This is a genomic window from Achromobacter sp. (assembly GCF_032113835.1).
Taxonomy (GTDB): Bacteria; Pseudomonadota; Gammaproteobacteria; order Burkholderiales; family Burkholderiaceae_B; genus Achromobacter.
Genome location: NZ_DAMCTG010000018.1, coordinates 1 through 17,752, shown reverse-complemented (window position 1 = coordinate 17,752; position 17,752 = coordinate 1). Strand labels below are relative to the sequence as shown.

The window sequence follows — 17,752 nt, the reverse complement described above, 5'->3', positions numbered from 1 at the left end:
GCGGCACGCTCCCCGCGCGCTCCGCCGTCTGGGTGCTGCGCGCTCAGAGCGCTTGTGGCGTGTCGTCCTCCGCGGCTTGAGTGATGTTTGAGATGGCCCAGATGACCTCCGTCGTCTGGGACCCCGGATTGCACCAGCGGCGCGGCGTGCTGCTGGCATAGCAAAAGCTGTCGCCCGCCTGCAGGCGGATGACGCGATCGCCCACCCATAGTTCGAGTACGCCCTTGAGCACCAAACCGATCTGCTCGCCCTGCCCCGTCACGAACAGCTCATTGCCCGTCGACCCGCCGGGCGCGATCGAAGCGCGGCACAGGTCCATGCTGCGGCATGCCGCGGGCGTGAACATCTCTTTGCTGATGCCTTTTTCCTTCAGATCGATGTGGCGGTGCGTGCCCGCGCGGGCCACGCGCCCATCCTCTTCGCCGCCGGTGTGCTCGGCATTGCGCAACAGCGCATTGACCGACACGCGGAACTCTCGCGCCAGGAGATGAAGGACTTTGACGGAGGCCGAACTCAGGCCTCTTTCTATCTGGCTCAAGAGGCCAAGCGACATGCCGCAGGCGCGCGCGACGTCAGCCAGCGACCGTCCCTGCTGCTTGCGCAACTGACGCAGCTGCTGACCCAGCCACAGATCGACGGCCGACTCCGGTCGTGCCGCATGGGCGGGCGACGAGGGTGCTGCGCTGGCACGGCGAACGGCGGCAGAGCGGCTCATATGAAAATTTCATGTGCATGTAATTTTCAATACTAAGGAGCCGCAAAAACGCCCACAATCCAGGGACTTCCCTAGCGTTGTGGGCGTGGCGGGCCGGCGCTACGGTCAGGAGGCGTCGGACGGATCGGTGTTGGGATTGGGCAGGCTTTTCCCCGTGGGCACGGCATCGGCGACGGGTTTGCGCGGGCGGCGGCGCTTCGTGCCCGGCTCCGCAGGCAACGGCGTACCGGCCAGCTCGGCCAGATAGCGCTCGTCCAGCTTGTTCAGCCAACCTTTTGCGCGCGCCGATTCGATGAGCTCGGGCCGGCGTGCGGCGGTCAATGCCAGCGAACGCTCGCGCCGCCAGCGCGCAATGTTGGCGTGATGCCCGCTCAGCAACGGCGCCGGCACCGCCACGCCTTCGTAGACTTCCGGGCGCGTGAAGTGCGGGCTGTCCAGCAGGCCGGACAAGGTGTCGTTGAAGGAATCCTGCAGGGCGGAATCGCCGTCGTTGAGCACGCCAGGCAATAGACGCACGGCGGCATCGATCACGGCAAGCGCCGCGATTTCACCACCAGAGAGGACGAAGTCGCCCAGCGAGATTTCCTGTGTGACGCAGCGATCAATGAAACGCTGGTCCACACCTTCGTAACGGCCGCAGATGAGAATGAGGCCATCGCTGGCGGCCAACGCTTCGGCGCCAGCCTGGTCATAGCGCCGGCCGACCGGCGCAAGCAGCGCCACCGGGGCGGGACCCAGGTCCTGTGCGGCGCGCGCCTGCTGGGCGGCATTGACGGCGGCTTCCAAAGGACCCGGCATCATCACCATGCCGGGGCCGCCGCCGTAGGGGCGGTCGTCCACGGTGCGGTGTACGTCATGCGTGAAATCACGTGGATTCCAGGCATGAAGCTGCCACCGGCCCTGGGCGTGAGCCCGGCCGGTGACGCCGAGGTCGCGCACCACCCCGAACATTTCGGGAAATAGCGTAACGACGTCGATACGCATCAAAAATCCGCGGGCCAGTCGCTGTCGATGCGGCGGGCAGCCAGATCAACGGCGTGGATATGCGCGCGTACGAACGGAACAAGCATTTCGGCGGGTCGGCCCTTGGCGTCCAGGACGGGTTCGGGGCTTTCGCCTTCGCCCTTCTGCAGCAGGACCTTCAACACGGCGTGAGCACCGTTGTCGAGGACCTCGCTGACCACGCCGATTCGCGTGGGTTCGCCGTTGGCGCTGGAGTACAGCGCACAACCAATGAGATCGACCCAGTAGTATTCGTCTTCCTCGGGCGCGGGAAATGATCCGCGCGGCGCTTGCACGGTATGTCCCCGCAGCGCTTCGGCCTGATCGCGATCCGCGATGCCCTGCAGCTGCGCCACCACGGTGGCTCCCTGCGAACGGACTTGCAAGATCTTGAATGCGACAGGCGCAGACGCGACAGCGCCCCGCGCCAATTCAGGCACAGGGCGAGTCAACCACCATTGAGACGCTGAGAGCAGCACTTCGGCGTTGGCCGAATGCGGCTGCACTTTAACCCAGCCTTTCACACCGTAGGCTGCAGTGATGCGGCCCAGCTCGACCAAATCCGTAGGCGCCGCGTTTGAGGTTGCGGCATCAGGCATTTATCGTGCTCTTTATCAGGCTTGGATAGCGAAGCAGCTAGGAATATCCGCTTTCGAGCGCGAGGCTCTCAGCGCGGAAAACTAGCTGCTCGAAAATTCAGCTAAGGATGTGCGTCGCGGGCAATTAGGCCGCGGCGGAAACCTTGGCCGAGTATTCCTTGACCAGACGCTCGACGGCGGGCGACAGTTGCGCGCCGGTGCCGGTCCAGTACTGCACGCGATCCAGCGCAATGCGCAGGTTTTCCGTGCCTTCGCTAGCCACGGGGTTGTAAAAACCCACGCGCTCGATAAAACGGCCGTCGCGACGGTTACGCGAATCGGTGGCCACCAGGTTGTAGAACGGACGCTTCTTGGACCCACCGCGGGCCAGGCGAATCACCACCATAGGTAATCCCTTGAATTAGTTGTGAAAAACGGGAAATTCTAGCACTGAAAGGAGCCTGCTGGCAAATGCGAGTGCCGAAGAATCTGTGATGCGGTGCGATTTGTATCCCAAAACACCACATCCGGGTATTCTACAAGCTCGAGCCCGGCCCTGCTGCGGCTCGATCTGCTGGTGACCCGGACATTGTTGCGTTCGCATTTGTATGCGCGATTGTGCCGATGTCTTCACCTGCAGCCTTCCCCCGTTGTCATGCGTTTGAGCAGTTGGTGCGTCTGAAGAGCAATCTGATTGGAGCGATCGGATTTCATGTCGACCCGCGCAAAACTCTACGCCCTGCCCTTACTGGCCGCTTTGAAGCGGCAGCGTTCTCCTGATACCCCGCCTTTGCCGCAAACGCCCGGACGATCCAGGCCGCGTTGCCGCATTCCCGCCTGACTCCGCTTTTTCCCCACAACAAGTCGTTTAACTGGAGTGTGCACACCATGAAGAACCAAAAATCAGTCTTCGCACCCGTCGCGCGCCTGGCGATGGCGGGATTGCTGGCGGGAGCGCTGGCGTTGCCCTCCGAAGCGCCCGCGCGGGTGATCGGAGCGGCGCTGACGACGGCTTCTGGTCAAGTGACGGCGGTGGACCAGGCAAGCCGGACCGTCACCCTGCGCGGCGCCGACGGCAATACCGTGGACATCGTCGCCGGACCGGATATCCGCAATTTCAACCAGATCAAGGCGGGCGACACATTGACGCTGGATTATTACGAGTCGGTGGCAGTGGACGTGCGTCCCGCCGGCTCCGGCGCCCCCGAAGTCGTGACCGAGACCGCCGCGACCCGGTCGGCCAAGGGGGCGATGCCCGGCGGCGCGGTGGGCCGGCAGACCACGATCACGGCCGAGATCTGGCACATCAACCGGAGCGCAAACCTGGTGATCCTGAAGGGACCGCAGGGCGGCAGACGCACCATCCAGGTTCAGGACCCGGCCTTGCGCCAGAAACTTCAACAGCTGAAGGTAGGCGATCTGGTGGACTTCACGATCACGCAGGCGGTCGCCGCGGCCATTCACCGGTAGGCACGCCGCGATACGCAAAGAAAAAGGCCCGCTGCACACGAGCGGGCCTTTTGCATGGAGCGAATGCGAGGGCTGGCTAGCGCCGGCGCAGGAAATGCACGCAGCGTCCGTCAGCCTCTTGCTGCGCGACCAGCTTATTGCCGGTCTGTCGGGCAAACGCCTGGAAATCGCGGATCGCGTTGCGGTCCGTGGTGATGACACGCACGACCTGCCCGCTTTCCATCGTTGCGAGCGCCTTCTTGGCACGCAGGATGGGCAAAGGGCAGGTCAGCCCGCTGGCATCGACGTCTTGGTCGAACACCGGCGCCTCGGCGCCGGCATCGAGACGGGAATCGACGTCGCTCATCAGAGGCGCTCGTCCACCCACTTCTGCACGCCGGCGATAGCTGCGGGCAGCGCGGCGATATCCGTGCCGCCGCCCATGGCCATGTCGGGGCGGCCACCGCCCTTGCCGCCCACCTGGCTGGCGACAAAGCCCACCAGATCGCCAGCCTTGATACGGTCGGTCAGGTCGGCCGTGACACCACCGACCACGCTGATCTTGCCATCGGCCGAGCCGGTGGCGAGCAGCACGACGGCAGGCTTCAAGCGATCCTTCAGGTTGTCGACCATGCCGCGCAGCGCCTTGGGATCGACGTCGCCGATGCTGGCCGCGAGGACCTTGATGCCCTTGACGTCAACGGCGGCGCTGGAGGCCAGGTCATTGCCGGCGCTGGCCGCGAGCTTGTTGCGCGACTGCTCCAGTTCCTTTTCCAGCGACTTGACCTGGTCCTGCACCTGCGCGATGCGCGCCGGCAGATCGGCGGGCGTGCTGCGCAGCATGCCGGCAACCTGGGTCAGCAAGGCGTTCTGGTTCTGCACCCACGCCAGCGCGTTGTCGCCGGTGATGGCTTCGATACGGCGCACGCCTGCTGCCACACCGCCTTCAGACACGATCTTGAACAGCCCGATGTCGCCGGTACGGGTGACGTGCGTGCCGCCGCAGAGTTCGCGCGAGAAGCCGATGTCGAGCACGCGCACGGTATCGCCGTACTTTTCGCCGAACAGCGCCATGGCGCCGCCCTTGACCGCATCGTCGTAGCCCATGACCTGGGCAACGGTGGGATGGTTGGCCAGGACTTCGGCGTTGACGATCGCTTCGACGCGGGCGATCTGCTCTGCCGTCAGCGGCGCGTCCTGCGCGAAGTCGAAACGGGTCTTGTCGGGATCAACCAGCGAGCCGCGCTGCTGCACGTGCGCGCCCAGCACCTGGCGCAGTGCCTTGTGCATCAGGTGGGTGGCCGAGTGGTTGCGCACCGTGCGGGCGCGGCGGACGGCGTCCACGCGGGCCAGCAGCGTGTCGCCGACGGCCAGCGAGCCGGATTCCAGCGTGCCGTGATGGCCGAACACGCCGGATTGGATCTTGAGCGTGTCGGCGACGGCAAAGCGCACGCCATCGGCTTCGAGCAGACCGGTGTCGCCGACCTGGCCGCCCGATTCCGCATAGAACGGGGTGGCGTCCAGCACGACGACGGCGCTCTGGCCGGCCTTGACTTCCTGCACTTGCGTGCCGTCCACGTACAGGGCCGTGACCTTGACGTTGTCCAGCTCAAGCTTTTCGTAGCCTTCGAAACGCGTTTCGGCGCCTTCGTAGCTGAGGCCTTCGGCCATCTTGAACTTGCCGGCCGCGCGGGCCTGGTCGCGCTGACGCTCCATGGCGACTTCGAAGCCGGCCATGTCGACTTCGACTTCGCGTTCGCGGCAGATGTCGGCCGTGAGGTCGACCGGGAAGCCGTAGGTGTCGTACAGCGTGAACAGCGTGGTGCCGTCCAGCACGCCGCCCTTGGGCACGTTGGCCAGGGCGGTGTCCAGGATGCGCATGCCGTGTTCGAGGGTTTCGCCGAAACGTTCTTCTTCCTGCTTGAGGACCTGGGCCACGCGGTCGGCCGCGGCGGCCAGCTCCGGGTAGGCCTCGCCCATTTCGGCGACGAGATCCGGCACCAGGCGATGGAAGAACGGCTTGGTCTGGCCGAGCTTGTAGCCGTGGCGCAGTGCGCGGCGCACGATGCGGCGCAGCACGTAGCCGCGGCCTTCGTTGCTGGGGATCACGCCGTCGACGATGAGGAACGAGCAGGCGCGGATGTGGTCGGCGATGACCTTGAGCGAATTGTCTTCGAGGTCCTTGATGCCGGTTTCGCGCGCTGCGGCGGCGATCAGGTGCTGGAAGAGATCGATTTCGTAGTTGGAATGCACGCCCTGCAGGACGGCGGCGATGCGTTCCAGACCCATGCCGGTGTCGACACAGGGACGCGGCAGGCGCGGCATGTTGCCGGCGGCGTCGCGTTCGAACTGCATGAACACCAGGTTCCAGATTTCGATGTAGCGGTCGCCGTCTTCTTCGGGGGACCCCGGGGGGCCACCCCAGATCTCGGGACCGTGGTCAAAGAAGATTTCGGAGCACGGACCGCAAGGGCCGGTGTCCGCCATCTGCCAGAAGTTGTCGGACGCATAGCGCGCGCCCTTGTTGTCGCCGATGCGGATGATGCGCTCGGTCGGCACGCCCACTTCCTTGGCCCAGATGTCGTAGGCCTCGTCGTCTTCCTGGTAGACCGTCACCCAGAGCTTTTCCGCCGGCAGCTTGTAGACCTGCGTCAGCAGCTCCCAGGCGTACTGGATGGCATCGCGCTTGAAGTAGTCGCCGAAGCTGAAATTGCCCAGCATTTCGAAGAACGTGTGGTGGCGGGCGGTGTAGCCCACGTTCTCCAGATCGTTGTGCTTGCCCCCGGCGCGCACGCTGCGCTGCGACGAGGTGGCACGCGTGTACGACCGCGATTCCTTGCCCGTGAAGACGTCCTTGAACTGGACCATGCCCGAATTGGTGAAGAGCAGGGTCGGGTCGTTGCCCGGGACGAGCGACGACGAGGGAACAATGGTGTGTCCCTTGGACTTGAAGAATTGCAGGAACTGCTGGCGAATCTCGGAGGATTTCATCGTGGATGAAGCAGAATTTAGGGCGAATCGCCAATTATAGAGGGTTGGCGCGAATACGCGGGAATGGGCGGGATGGCCATCAGCGGACGCAGACAAAACCCGTGGTCCAGCCCTCGGTTTTCGTCCATAGGCCGCCCGCGGACACGATGACCTCGGCGTAACCGGGCGGGCACGAACACTGGCCCGTGCGCGGATTGGCCGTGGACAAGCCCGAGAAATGGAAGCAGCCGAGCGGATAGTTGGTGCTGTAGGCGCCCCCAAACCCGCCGCTTGCCTGCATCCAGACGCCGGATTCGCACGAAAGCAGCTGACCGGCGGCCGACGTGGCCAGCGTTCCCCCCGAGACGCTGCACGCATGGCCAGGAATTTCCCGGGCCCCGACGGTGACGTATCCCCCCGCGTCCACGTTGCCTGCAACAGAGAGCTTGCCTTGCAGGTCCGGATCGCGGGCGTCGCGCATCTTCACGAAGCCGCTCATATCAGGCTGCCCGGCCCCGGCGCCCGCCCACAGGGCAAGCGTGCCGGGCGGATACGCGGGCGCGTCGGCCGCCGGGGGATTGGAAAACGCATAGGCGGCGCCGCGCAACTGGGTCGGCGCTTGCGGCCACACGGCCCCGCCATAGCCGCCCGCGGACGCAATGACCGACGCCATGGCGACCTCGTCCGGCAATTGCGTCCCCTTTTTCAGCAGCGGTTTGTCGGCGGAGACAACGCCGTCGATCCGGCAAGGCTCGTCGGGACAGGTCTGGCTGCGCAGGAGCCGGATGTCCGCGCCAAAGCCCAGCGCCGACTGATCGGGAAAGTCGGCAGGCAGGTGGCCTTGAGCGCGGAGCTCGGAAAGCGTGGGCCGCAGGACATCGCCGAACAGCGGCTGGCCCTGGCTGTCCCGAGGAGGCTCCCCTTTGGACAGCGCCTCCGAATGCCGGGACAGCACATCCGTCACCGCCAGCCGGATCTGCGTCATCCATACGCCCGTTGAGCGGGCGGCTGAGGCTTCGATGCCATGGACGACCTCGTTGGAAGCCCAGATGGCAATGGCCGTGGTGATGGCCAACGCCAGCGCCAGCCCGATGAGCGAGAAGCCTGCCTGCTGCGGGATCGCCAGCGGGTGCTGGCGGCACGCCCGGAGGCGCCGGTCATTCGGGTGCGGGCTCATCGTGCGGTGAAAACGAAAGTGTTTACGTCGCCCTGGCTGCATTGCGCCTGGGCCTGCGCCGCGCGGTATGGCGTCGCGGGATTGGTGATCGAATCCTTGACGACCCTGGCGCCGCTGCTGCCGCTGATGGAGATGATTTCCGACACCCGCTGCAGCACTGACGCGAGTGCCGGGCAGGCGGCATGGCTGACACTGGTAAGCGTAAGCGTGAACGCCGAGCCCATTCCCGCGCCGTCGACGGACGCAGGCTCGACCTGCACCACGCCGCTGCCGCCGATGCCGGAGCCGCCCAGTCCGTGCGCCACGCTTGCCGCAGCGCCAGTGCCTTGCACCGAGAGCACCGTGGAGTCGCGCAACGCATTGGCCAGCGCGCCGGTGTCCAGCCCGGTGTAGGGCGTCACGCCGCCGCCCTGCGCGTTGATCTTCATGCTCGCGATGAACCGCTGCAATTCCTCGCCGACCTTCGGCACCTTGTTTTCGATGACGTACCCGCCGATGGCCGGAATGCCTACGATGGCGATGAGCAGGACGATGGCCGTGACGATGGATACTTCCATCAACGAAAACCCGCGCTGTTTCCCGCCAAGGAATCGGGACAGACTGACTGCTTTCATGAATATCCTCATTGATTAAAGTGCGCGGCGAGCCGCGCCGTTGCCGCCAGCCCGCGGTCCACTACTGGCTGGCATAGAAATTGGTCAGCGCGTGGCGCAGCTCGTCTATCACTGCGTAATGCCACAGCGTGATGCCCAGCACCGTGGCCAGGGACACGATCAGCAAGGACCAGCGCAGCACGAGCGCCTGGCGCCGAACGCGGGCCAGCAGTTGGACCTCGACGCGCTGGCGCACGCGAGCCAGGCCCGGCTCGACGCCGAGCGCATCCATCAGGTCCGCCATGTACCACCACGTTTGGGCGTCCAGCAGCCCGGTGCCAAAGATTTCCGCGCCGCTGGCGCCGCCGTCGATGCGGCCAAGCATCGTCTGCAGGTGCGATAGCAGCCATGGCGAGGCGTCGCGCGCCTGCACGGACAGCGCGCGGCGCAAACGCGTGTCGGCGGCGCCGTGCTGCCTGATGAGCACGGCCAACAGCGACAGGAAGCGGATGGCCTGGAAATCGCGGTACAGCCGCCAGAGCAGCCAGCGGTCCAGCACGGCACGAAGATCACCGGTGAAGTTCGCCAGCGACCAGAGAGCGAGCATGACCGCGCCGAGTATCAGGACGACCCACAGCGCAAGCCACTGCTTCAAGCCGCCCGCCAGTGCGAACAGACCGCGGGTGAGCGACGCATAGTCTTCTGCCGGCACGGCCTGGAAGACCTGCTGCAGCCGCGGCACGCTGAAAAACGGAATGGCGCACAGCAACGCGAAGGCCACGAGGGCGGCAACGACACCCGTGGCAGCCGCAGACAGCAACGCCGTCCAGGCCTCGGAGGCCAGCCTGACGGCGCGCGCCAGATCGCGCAACGCCGCGGCCAGGTCGCCGCCCTCTTCCTGTACGCAACTGAGCAGCAGGCATTCGTTGTGGGGCAGCGTGTCGGACCATGCGACGCCCAGGTCACCGCCCGCTCCCAGATATGCCGCTGCCCAGTGCTGGCAAAGACGGCCTCGAACCGTGTCGGGCCCATACCGGCTGGCGTCGTCGTCGAAGATGTCGCGCAGGCTCTTGCGGCCTTGCGTGCCTTCGACGACGTCCGCCAGGTATTCGTAGTAATCCGCGCGCTGCGACCGAAAGCGCAGCGCATCCAGGCGCAGCCGATGCAGGCCCGCTGACTGCAGAGATCCGTGCGAAGCGCGCGGCGCGAGATCAGCCATGGCGGGTTCCACCAGAGATGGCCGCGCCGGTCTGCGCAAGTGTCGCGGGCTGTCGCAGTGCGGCCGATGCCGGGCGCAGGATCGGCACGACGGGCAGTTCGAACCGGCGCAACAGTGTGCGCGGATCGATTTCTCCGAGGCTCGTCCGATACAGCGCGCAATCGAGCGCCCGCGCGCCGCGCGTGGCGGCGTCTCGCCATGCGCTGCGCGTGGCAGGCTGGAACTGCTGCTTCAGTCCGTGGTTGTCGCGCAGCCGCACTTGTTCGAGAAAGCCCGGCACGCGATCGGGCTCGATCATTTCGGCGGCGACGCTGCGCCCCGCAGTTCCGTTCAGTTCCGGCATGTGGTCGCGCCGGCATGCGGGACAGCCCGCTTCGTTTCGGACCCGGAGCGATTCAGCGTGCAGATCGAACGCATCCTGCATGCCCAGCACCCAGCCGCGCCAGTCCCATGCTTGTGCATGCCCCGCGTGAACATCCGACCACAGGCTGTCGACGGGCAACGCGCAGCCGGGGCACAGACGTGGCAGCAGCGTCTGATAGATGAGCAGCTTGAGGATGCCGGGCGAGGCAAGAAATTCGCGCGACACGCCGATGGCGTCGGACGCCAGGCGCTCGGGGATCATCGCGGCCGATCCGGCGTGCGTGGTGGCGTACAGGCTGACGCCGGAACTGGCCAGATCCATGAATGCACGGCCGGTCTGGGAGTCGCGGATCTCGCCGATCAGCAGGTCGTTCATTGCCGAGCGCTTGATGGTCTTGAGTTTGGCGTCCAGCGTGGGCCACGCCGCGTCCGCCAGCGCCCCCGTCAGCGTGTTCTGCAGTGCGTTGCCGATGTGGTATTCCACCGGGTCTTCAAGCGTGATGACCTTGCGCGTGGGCGCAATGCCGCGCATCAGCGCGGCGATGGTGGTGGACTTGCCCGAACCGACCACGCCGGCCAGCACGATGGCCCCGCCCTCGCGTTCGCGCGCCCGCAGCAAGGTTTCGGCCTGCCCGGGCAGGTATCCCAACGCCAGGAGGTCGCCGTTGACGGTTGCGTCCAGCCGCAGGATCCGCAGACATACGGAAGGCCCCGCGTCCGCCGCCAGCGACGCCCAGCGCAGCACGATGGGCGCCGCGTCCACGGTCAGCGCAATGCGCCCCTGCTGCTCGAGCGCCGGATCGAACACGGCGCCGTTGCCGCCGCGCACGTCCATCCACGCCACGGCAAGGACCTCGAGCAGCGTGGCGCTGGACAGGCCGGCGAAACGGTCGGAGCCGACGTACTCGCCGTGGATGGTGTAGCGAATGTCGCCGGCGTCGCGCCGCTGGTCCACGTTGATGTGGACGTCGCTGGCGCCCTGCACCACGCCCCAGCGGACGATGTCGAGAAACAGCGCGGCCAGCGCCGAGGCGCGCTCGGCCGGGTTGGCCCTCGCCAGGCGTCCCGGACCGGGCGCCGTGTACTGACCGCGCGCGATCATCAGCAAAAGCGGCGCAGGCACGACGTATCGCGCGGGACGGGCCATGCGATAGCCGGCCGCCTTCACCATGCGTTCGACTTCGTCGATCTGATCGCCGACGGTGTATTCCCTGACCGCGAAGATCGCGGCCTCGCCTCCTTCGAGCAGGACCGGACACAAGCGCCCGGCCAGCGACGCCAGATCGAACTGGCGGCCCAGCGTGCGCACGAACGGGGGGTCCATGCCAGCGACGTCGTCGGGCGTATGCAGCTCGGGCGGACCAGCAGGCGCGCTAGCGACGGGAAGGATCTGCGTCGTCATGGATGTCCGCCCCCGGCGTCCAGGCAGGCGGTCTGATCGCGGCCGTCGCGCTGCAAGCGCACGCAAGCGCCGTCGATGGCCAACAGCCGGTACGGCTCGGCCAGAGCGCCTCCTGCCACGGGGTCGGCGCGACCGGCCCGGTAGCGCTGCAACGTGCCGTTAACGACGATGTCCACGTTCAAGCTGCGCGCCGTGCCGAATATCGCCGTCACGCGGATGTTGTCCACCATACGCCCGGTGGCCGGCATCGCGGGACCCTTCCCTTCGTTCATCGCGCAAAGACCCGGAACCCGGCAGTCCGACAGCGCTGCGGCCGCATCCGCGCGCAGCAACGTGCGCACCGTCTCGACCTCCGGCCAGGGTTGCGGCGCGGACGGCGGCTCCGCGCCCTGGGCGTGGCCCGCCGATACTCCCGCTGCGCTCAGGGCGATGGCGGCAAGCAGTTGTCCGGCCACGCGCACACGCGAGATGCAAAGCTCATTCCTGTTCATAAAGTTCTCCCTGCAATTCGGCAACAAGCGCACTGGCGGCGAGGCTGGGACGCGGTTGCGATTGCACGTTCACCACAAGGCGCGACCAGCGGGCCGCGGAGACGGGCCCCGGCATCAACGCCATGGAGCGCAATGGCCCATGCAGGATCAGGCTGCGCCGCCGGACGACGGGCATGCCCGACGATGCCGGATTGGATTGCACGGCGCTGGCCTGACCTGCCGCCGACTTCTGAATCACTGCCCCGCGCGGCAGGTGCGGCATCAGCGGCACGGAAGGCGACAGCGCAACGGAAGCGAAGGCGGCGCGCAGTCCTTGCAGTCCGCCCGCCACCCGCGTTTCGACGTGCAACGACGACGGCAACGCCATGCCGCCCACCGGGACCGGTGCGGCCCCCACGCGCCACGCCAGCGTGGCTTCCTCGAGCGGCTTGAACGACACCTGCCAGCCGGCTGGCAGCAACGCGTGCAAACCGTGGTTCGTGGCCAGCGGGTGAACCCGGGCGTATACGGCCGAGCAATCCCATTGCTGCGCGCCGGCGTCGCAGTGCGCGCGGCGCAGCGCCCAACCCTGCACCTGCACGGGCAGCGCCGCCACACTCGCGAGCAGGCGCGTCAGCGCAGGCGGCGGATGGACGGTGGTTGCGCGCAGCATCGCCGCGTAGGCGTCGGCCACCGGGTCCCGGACCGCGACGGGCTCCGGCGGCGCTGCCTGCGGGCGCGAGAAAGCGCTGACGCCGACGTTCCACAGCGGCGGCGCCACGGCGGCAAGTCCGATGCAGGCCAAAAAGAGGCGCAATGCGGCGGGCAGTTCGGCCCAACGCGAGGGCAGCGCAGTCAGCGCGGCGCCGGCATCCACGGCCTGTGCCAATGCCGACCACACCTGATCCGACGCGTGCTCCGTCAGGGACGGACGCTGCGCAAGCAGCGCCCGCTGTTCCTGCTGCGCGTCGTCAAGCGATCCGAACACCCGGTCGGTCTGCGACAGGACCGCGCCGCCATGCGCGGCGACAAGCCAGTGACGCCCGTCCGGCAGCCGAACCAGGGCATGGCCGCCCTCGGGGTACAGCAAGGCGAACAATTGCGCGGCTGATTGCGGCGTCGCTGCGGGTGCGCCGACGCGGCGGGTGAACCGCGCGCCGCGAATGCCGCCGCGGGCGCGCCCATAGCCCGCGACCATGGCGGGTGATCCGCCCACCACGTAATGCGTGGCCCGCAGGCGTCGTCCACGTGACCGCGCAAGCTTGGGCACGTTGGATCCGATGAGCGCGAACCAGCGCAGGCCGAACGCCAGCGTTCGTTCGGCGCCCGGGCATTCGATCAGCAAGAGGTGAGGAGCCCGGTTCACGATCAGTACCCTTCCTCGACTTGGGCAGTCACGAGGATCAGCGTCGTGTGGCGTTCGCTGGCCGCGTTATCCAGACCGCCGGCAAGCAGCGGCAGTCCGGGCGCCAGCCGTTGGCGATCGTGCTGGTCCTGCGTGCGGTCAAAGCCCGCCACGATCATGGGCTGCCCCGGCCGCAATTCGATCTGCTGCACCGTGCCGCTGCCGTCGACCGTGATCTGCTGCACCTGGACCTGATTGGCGCTTTCGCCGAAGGTGATTGTCTTGAGGGGCTGCGCGACCGCGTTGTCATAGGCGATGGAAAGCAGGATCTGCCCGTCTTCCTGGATGTCCGGCACCAGGGTGAGGAACGAGCCGACCGTTTCTTCTTTCTGGCTGATGGAGACCGCCGGCAGCGACCCGTTTGCGCCGGACGCGGTCATGCCGGGCACGGCGGTGCTTTGCACGCGATCGATGTAGGAGAAGGTGGTCCTGACGGCATGCGAGACTGGCCGCCGGTTCAAGGTGAGGACCGGGATCTTGCTGTGCCGCACGACCGCGCCCATCGCGCTCAGGGCGGACACGATGGCCTGCGAGCCCTGGAATGGCCCCGCACCCGATGCGGCCTGCAGCAACCCCGCGCCGGTGGCCGGCACGCCGGGCACGGCCAGCCGCGCCGTGGCGCCTGCCGCCGCGTAGAGGGCATTCCAGTCGAGGCCGCCCCCGGCTTCCGAGTTGGCGATAAGCGTGATTTCCTCGAAAAGCAGGCGAACGCGGCGGGTCAACGCCTTGTTCTCGCGTTCCAGATAGCGGGCGACGCGGTCCAGGGCGTCCGGCGTATCGGTGACCACCAGCGCGGCCGCGCCTTGCACCGGCTCTGCAATGACGCCGGATCGTGTGAGGAACGGAAGAACGTTTGCGCGCAGGATGGCCAGCGCGTTGTGCTCGCCCGCGGACAGCGTCGTGTTGGAGGTGCTTTCAAAGCCCTCGCCTTCCGCGCTGCCCGAGCGGCCGAGCCGCACGTCGACCTTGCTGGCGAGCGTAAGGGCGCGCAGATCGAACACGCGGGTTTCGGTGCGGTAGAACTCGAGCGCGTTGTGTTCGTAGCGCCAGTGCACCGAAAAGCGCGCGGCCAACGCATCGAGCAGATCGGCGAGCGGTTGAGGTTCCGCGCGCACTTCAATACGTGCCGGCATGGCCTGGGCCACCGCGCCGCTGACCGCAAGGCGCGGCAGGAATTGGTCGGGGGGAAGCAGCGCATCGGGGCGCACCCGTACCGCGATGCCGGTGGCGGCGGTCAGGCGCTGCGCCAGCGTGGGAAGGTCCGCATCGTCAGCCAGCATGAGCGTGGTTTTGACGTTTTCGCGCAATGCCGGAGGCAGCGCGACCTCGCGCGCAAGCGGTTGCGGCTTGCCCGCCAGCCAGGGCGTGGAGACTTCCTGCGCGGCGATGCGCGCCTGGCGATCGGACAAACCGTCGGCATATGCCTGATGGCGGGTAGCGACCACGGCATGCCGGCCGCTGGCGGCGCGTTGCATGTTCGTGACCTGCTCGGACACTGAGCAGCCAGCGATAACGCACGAGAGTGCGGCGCAGGCGAGCGATCTGGGTGTTGAGAGGCGCGTGGCGCACGCAAACGGAAAGCTTGTCATGCCGCGGCTCCTTTGGGCGTGGCCGCGCGTGAGCACGATTGCGCAAGCGGCACGACGCGCAGGACGCGGTTGCCGTAGAAGCAGGGTTGCAAGGGGCGATCGGCCAGTTCGGTGGCGCCGAGCAGCCCGCGCACGGCCGTCTTGAAGTCGCCGGAGAATTCGGCCGAGGCGGCCAGCGGGATATCGACGTCCACCGCCCAATGCTGGGGTTCGAACGTCCAGCCAGACGCGCCGGCCCAGCGCGCCAGCACGGCGCGCAACGTGGCGTCGGGCGGCGCGGCACGGAACGGGGCGGCCTGCGCGGCAACGTGCATGTCGGTGGACGGGGCGCCCGCGTGCGCGGCGGACGGCGCGGCATGACGGCTCGGCGCTTGAACGCCGGCCAGCACGCCGCCTTCCGGGCGCGGGGCCGCGTCAGCGACGAGCCTGGTGTGCGCGGTGGAGTCCGCCCCCGGACGCTGCGATGAGTCTACGGCTGCCGCTTGGGTTTGCGACCTGCCCGAGGCAGATTGAGTCAAGGACCCGGGAAGGTCCGCCGCAAGATGCGTGCGCTGCGCCCGGGCGGTCAGCCTGCCGCCGCGAAAGCGCAGTGCTTGCCATGCGCCGGCGACCACGACGTAGGGATCGCGCCGCACGTATGGCAACGGGTGTTCGCTGCCAACGCCTGCACCGAAGATGGCCGGCAACGGTTGGCCCGGCAGGAACTGGAGCCAGGTCTCGCGCCCGTCGTCAAAGACCTGCAGCGGCGCGACGGCGGGATCGCCGGATAGTTGCCAGTCGAAACGGAACCCTTGCGAGGACGGATTGGCCGCCTGCCAGGAAGATGCGCCCGGGCCTGGGCCCGACCACGTGCATGCGCCAAGGCAAGACAGCCCGGCCGCCAGGAAGAAAATTCGTACCATGCCTCACCGCGAACAAAGCGCGCATCGGAAGCGACACGCTTGAACGGCATGGTGGCCGAGCGCCGGTGGCGCCGCCAGACTGGCATGTACGGACGGACGGATTCATCCACCCCTCGCTCGCAACAAATCTGGAAAAAAAAAGCCCGGTCCGAAGACCAGGCTTTGTCCTGCCGTGCGGCGCTATGCGCGCCGCTGCTGGGTGCGATCAGCGCTGCGTGGCGATGGTGCGCGCCTGCGCGGCAGCGTTGTTGAGCGCGGAAACGGGCGGCACCTTGCCATCGAAGGCGTCGGTGAGTTCCTTGTTCAGCACAGGTTCGATGCGCTCGTAGTTGGCCATGCGGAAGCCGCGGGCGTTCTGGACGGGCTTGGCGCTCATCGAAGCCACGAACGCCTGCGCGCCCGGGATCTTGCTGTAGAACGACACGTCGGAGGCGCGGAAGGCGGCTTCGGTCAGCGGCAGGTAACCCGTGCGCTGATGCCATTCGGCGGCGACGACCGGCTTGGACAGCCAGGCCAGGAACTGCGCGGTGGCCTTTTCCTGAGCCTGCGGATGGCCTTCGAGTGCCCACAGCGCCGAACCGCTGACGAAGGGCTTGCCGCCCTCTTTGGTGGCTTGCTCGTAGTAAGGCAGCGGCGAGACGCCGAAGGACAGCGACTTGGTGGCGAGGAACTGGCCGAGCGCGCCCGAATTGGCCGTCAGCACGGCGCATTCGCCCTTGGCGAACAGCTTGTCGGAGGTGCTGTCGCCGGAGTACGCCGTAAACAGCAGCGAGCGCTTCCAGCTGACCATCAGCGAGATGTGGCGCATGTACAGCGTGTCGAACTGCATGGCGGGCGCGGCGGATTTCTTGGTGACCGCGTCCAGGCCGTTGTTGTTGCTGGTGAACAGCTGGTTGTTGATCGGCGCCAGGTTCTCGAGGTGAACCGCGACCTGGTCGCTGGACGCGTACGGGCAGTCGATATCGGCCACGTCGCGCAGCTTCAGCAGTTCGGCCTGCAGCGCGGTCCAGGTGCGTGCCGGCTTGTTGGGATCGAGACCGGCCTTCTTGTAGGCGGCGGTGTTGTAGAACATCACCGGCACTTCGGCCATCCACGGGAAGGCCAGCAGGCGGCCCTTGCTGTCGCGGGTGAAGCTGCTGGTGGCCGGCACGAACCAGTTCAGGTCCTTGATCGGATACTTGGCCAGCAGTTCGTAGAGCGGCAGCACGGCTTTGTGCTGGGCAACCACTTCGGGAGAATGGTTATCGGACAGTTGCAGCAGGTTCGGGCCCTTCTTGGCCTTGACCGCGGACACCGCCTCTTGCTCCAGGGCGCTCGGCGACGCGAAGCCGCGCAGCGTCACTTTGACGTCGTCCTGTTCCTTGTTGTATTGCTTGGCGAGCTTTTCGAACTCGGCCTTGTTTGCATCTGTCAGGGTGTGCCAGACCTGGATTTCGACGGGTGCGGCGTTTGCCACGCCGGCCATCGCCATCGCGGCGCCAAACACCCATGCACGCCGGCTGGCGAACATCGCGCGGGCAACGCCCGCCAATTGCAGTTTCTTCATAGGTTCACAGACCAAGAAAAGGGAATTCCGGTTCTGGCCGCCGTCCACTGAGCAGATCGGCCAATGCCCGGCCCGAGCCAACACCCATCGTCCAGCCAAGCGTACCGTGTCCGGTATTGATATACAAATTCGGAATACGGCTGCGGCCGATGATGGGCACGTTCGAGGGAGTGGACGGGCGCAGGCCCGACCAATAGCTGACGCGCTCGAAATCGAGCGCGTCGGGAAAGAGTTCTTTGGCGAGGCGGGTCAGCGCCTCGCAACGGCCGGTATTCAGGCTACGCGAATAGCCGGAAAGTTCCGCCGTGCCCGCCATGCGCAGCCGGTCGCCCAGCCGCGAGAAAACGATCTTGTGGCTGCTGTCGGTCAGAC

Annotated in this window: 17 protein-coding genes; 1 reads left to right on the top strand and 16 read right to left on the bottom strand. The window is 66.8% G+C overall.

Features of this window, described 5'->3' with window-relative positions:
* Positions 1-43: 43 nt before the first annotated feature.
* From RT697_RS09355 to rpsP, 4 genes are all read right to left on the bottom strand, one after another.
* Positions 44-715 carry a helix-turn-helix domain-containing protein gene (locus tag RT697_RS09355; RefSeq protein WP_313698360.1) on the bottom strand — a complete coding sequence of 224 codons (672 nt, stop codon included), beginning with the start codon at positions 713-715 and terminating at the stop codon, positions 44-46.
* Between the two features lie 105 nt (positions 716-820).
* Positions 821-1,699: a tRNA (guanosine(37)-N1)-methyltransferase TrmD gene (gene trmD, locus RT697_RS09350; protein ID WP_313698358.1), complete on the bottom strand. Its 879-nt coding sequence runs from the start codon at positions 1,697-1,699 to the stop codon at positions 821-823.
* Positions 1,699-2,316, bottom strand: coding sequence for a ribosome maturation factor RimM (gene rimM / locus RT697_RS09345; RefSeq protein ID WP_312432303.1), 618 nt, complete (start codon positions 2,314-2,316; stop codon positions 1,699-1,701). The genes trmD and rimM overlap by 1 nt, the downstream gene beginning before the upstream one ends.
* Positions 2,317-2,440: 124 nt before the next feature.
* Positions 2,441-2,701 carry a 30S ribosomal protein S16 gene (rpsP, locus tag RT697_RS09340; RefSeq protein WP_008165084.1) on the bottom strand — a complete coding sequence of 87 codons (261 nt, stop codon included), beginning with the start codon at positions 2,699-2,701 and terminating at the stop codon, positions 2,441-2,443.
* Between the two features lie 482 nt (positions 2,702-3,183).
* Here rpsP and RT697_RS09335 point away from each other — a divergent pair, with 482 nt between their 5' ends.
* Positions 3,184-3,765, top strand: a complete 582-nt coding sequence (locus RT697_RS09335) for a hypothetical protein (protein ID WP_313698356.1) — start codon at positions 3,184-3,186, stop codon at positions 3,763-3,765.
* Positions 3,766-3,841: 76 nt separating this feature from the next.
* Here the strand turns inward: RT697_RS09335 and RT697_RS09330 are convergent, their stop codons facing one another.
* From RT697_RS09330 to RT697_RS09275, 12 genes are all read right to left on the bottom strand, one after another.
* Positions 3,842-4,111 (bottom strand): sulfurtransferase TusA family protein, encoded by a 270-nt coding sequence (locus RT697_RS09330; RefSeq protein WP_313698354.1) that lies wholly within the window; start codon positions 4,109-4,111, stop codon positions 3,842-3,844.
* Positions 4,111-6,735: an alanine--tRNA ligase gene (alaS, locus tag RT697_RS09325; protein ID WP_313698352.1), complete on the bottom strand. Its 2,625-nt coding sequence runs from the start codon at positions 6,733-6,735 to the stop codon at positions 4,111-4,113. The genes RT697_RS09330 and alaS overlap by 1 nt, the downstream gene beginning before the upstream one ends.
* Positions 6,736-6,814: 79 nt before the next feature.
* Positions 6,815-7,891, bottom strand: coding sequence for a prepilin (locus tag RT697_RS09320; protein ID WP_313698350.1), 1,077 nt, complete (start codon positions 7,889-7,891; stop codon positions 6,815-6,817).
* Positions 7,888-8,505 carry a type 4 pilus major pilin gene (locus RT697_RS09315; protein WP_313698348.1) on the bottom strand — a complete coding sequence of 206 codons (618 nt, stop codon included), beginning with the start codon at positions 8,503-8,505 and terminating at the stop codon, positions 7,888-7,890. The genes RT697_RS09320 and RT697_RS09315 overlap by 4 nt, the downstream gene beginning before the upstream one ends.
* Positions 8,506-8,566: 61 nt before the next feature.
* Positions 8,567-9,703 (bottom strand): hypothetical protein, encoded by a 1,137-nt coding sequence (locus RT697_RS09310; protein WP_313698347.1) that lies wholly within the window; start codon positions 9,701-9,703, stop codon positions 8,567-8,569.
* Positions 9,696-11,468, bottom strand: a complete 1,773-nt coding sequence (locus tag RT697_RS09305) for an ATPase, T2SS/T4P/T4SS family (protein ID WP_313698346.1) — start codon at positions 11,466-11,468, stop codon at positions 9,696-9,698. Before RT697_RS09305 ends, RT697_RS09310 begins: the two co-directional genes overlap by 8 nt.
* The gene (locus RT697_RS09300) at positions 11,465-11,959 is read right to left on the bottom strand and encodes a hypothetical protein (protein WP_313698345.1); all 495 of its coding nucleotides are present in this window, start codon (positions 11,957-11,959) and stop codon (positions 11,465-11,467) included. The genes RT697_RS09305 and RT697_RS09300 overlap by 4 nt, the downstream gene beginning before the upstream one ends.
* Positions 11,946-13,304, bottom strand: a complete 1,359-nt coding sequence (locus RT697_RS09295; protein ID WP_313698344.1) for a hypothetical protein — start codon at positions 13,302-13,304, stop codon at positions 11,946-11,948. Before RT697_RS09295 ends, RT697_RS09300 begins: the two co-directional genes overlap by 14 nt.
* A 2-nt stretch (positions 13,305-13,306) precedes the next feature.
* On the bottom strand, positions 13,307-14,818 hold the full coding sequence (locus tag RT697_RS09290) for a hypothetical protein (RefSeq protein WP_313698343.1): 1,512 nt from the start codon (positions 14,816-14,818) through the stop codon (positions 13,307-13,309).
* A gap of 110 nt (positions 14,819-14,928) precedes the next feature.
* Complete coding sequence (locus RT697_RS09285) at positions 14,929-15,834, bottom strand: TcpQ domain-containing protein (RefSeq protein WP_313698342.1); 906 nt, start codon at positions 15,832-15,834, stop codon at positions 14,929-14,931.
* 205 nt (positions 15,835-16,039) lie between these two features.
* Entirely contained in the window at positions 16,040-17,380 is a 1,341-nt protein-coding gene (locus RT697_RS09280; RefSeq protein ID WP_313698341.1) for an extracellular solute-binding protein, read from the bottom strand.
* 4 nt (positions 17,381-17,384) lie between these two features.
* Positions 17,385-17,752: FAD-dependent oxidoreductase (locus RT697_RS09275; RefSeq protein ID WP_313698339.1), on the bottom strand; the 368-nt coding region annotated here is incomplete at its 5' end.

Bases quoted from the DNA above. Each gene is read 5' to 3' on its own strand.
- RT697_RS09355 (WP_313698360.1), bottom strand. From the start codon at position 715: ATGAGCCGCTCTGCCGCCGTTCGCCGTGCCAGCGCAGCACCCTCGTCG.
- trmD (WP_313698358.1), bottom strand. From the start codon at position 1,699: ATGCGTATCGACGTCGTTACGCTATTTCCCGAAATGTTCGGGGTGGTG.
- rimM (WP_312432303.1), bottom strand. From the start codon at position 2,316: ATGCCTGATGCCGCAACCTCAAACGCGGCGCCTACGGATTTGGTCGAG.
- rpsP (WP_008165084.1), bottom strand. From the start codon at position 2,701: ATGGTGGTGATTCGCCTGGCCCGCGGTGGGTCCAAGAAGCGTCCGTTC.
- RT697_RS09335 (WP_313698356.1), top strand. From the start codon at position 3,184: ATGAAGAACCAAAAATCAGTCTTCGCACCCGTCGCGCGCCTGGCGATG.
- RT697_RS09330 (WP_313698354.1), bottom strand. From the start codon at position 4,111: ATGAGCGACGTCGATTCCCGTCTCGATGCCGGCGCCGAGGCGCCGGTG.
- alaS (WP_313698352.1), bottom strand. From the start codon at position 6,735: ATGAAATCCTCCGAGATTCGCCAGCAGTTCCTGCAATTCTTCAAGTCC.
- RT697_RS09320 (WP_313698350.1), bottom strand. From the start codon at position 7,891: ATGAGCCCGCACCCGAATGACCGGCGCCTCCGGGCGTGCCGCCAGCAC.
- RT697_RS09315 (WP_313698348.1), bottom strand. From the start codon at position 8,505: ATGAAAGCAGTCAGTCTGTCCCGATTCCTTGGCGGGAAACAGCGCGGG.
- RT697_RS09310 (WP_313698347.1), bottom strand. From the start codon at position 9,703: ATGGCTGATCTCGCGCCGCGCGCTTCGCACGGATCTCTGCAGTCAGCG.
- RT697_RS09305 (WP_313698346.1), bottom strand. From the start codon at position 11,468: ATGACGACGCAGATCCTTCCCGTCGCTAGCGCGCCTGCTGGTCCGCCC.
- RT697_RS09300 (WP_313698345.1), bottom strand. From the start codon at position 11,959: ATGAACAGGAATGAGCTTTGCATCTCGCGTGTGCGCGTGGCCGGACAA.
- RT697_RS09290 (WP_313698343.1), bottom strand. From the start codon at position 14,818: ATGCAACGCGCCGCCAGCGGCCGGCATGCCGTGGTCGCTACCCGCCAT.
- RT697_RS09285 (WP_313698342.1), bottom strand. From the start codon at position 15,834: ATGGTACGAATTTTCTTCCTGGCGGCCGGGCTGTCTTGCCTTGGCGCA.
- RT697_RS09280 (WP_313698341.1), bottom strand. From the start codon at position 17,380: ATGAAGAAACTGCAATTGGCGGGCGTTGCCCGCGCGATGTTCGCCAGC.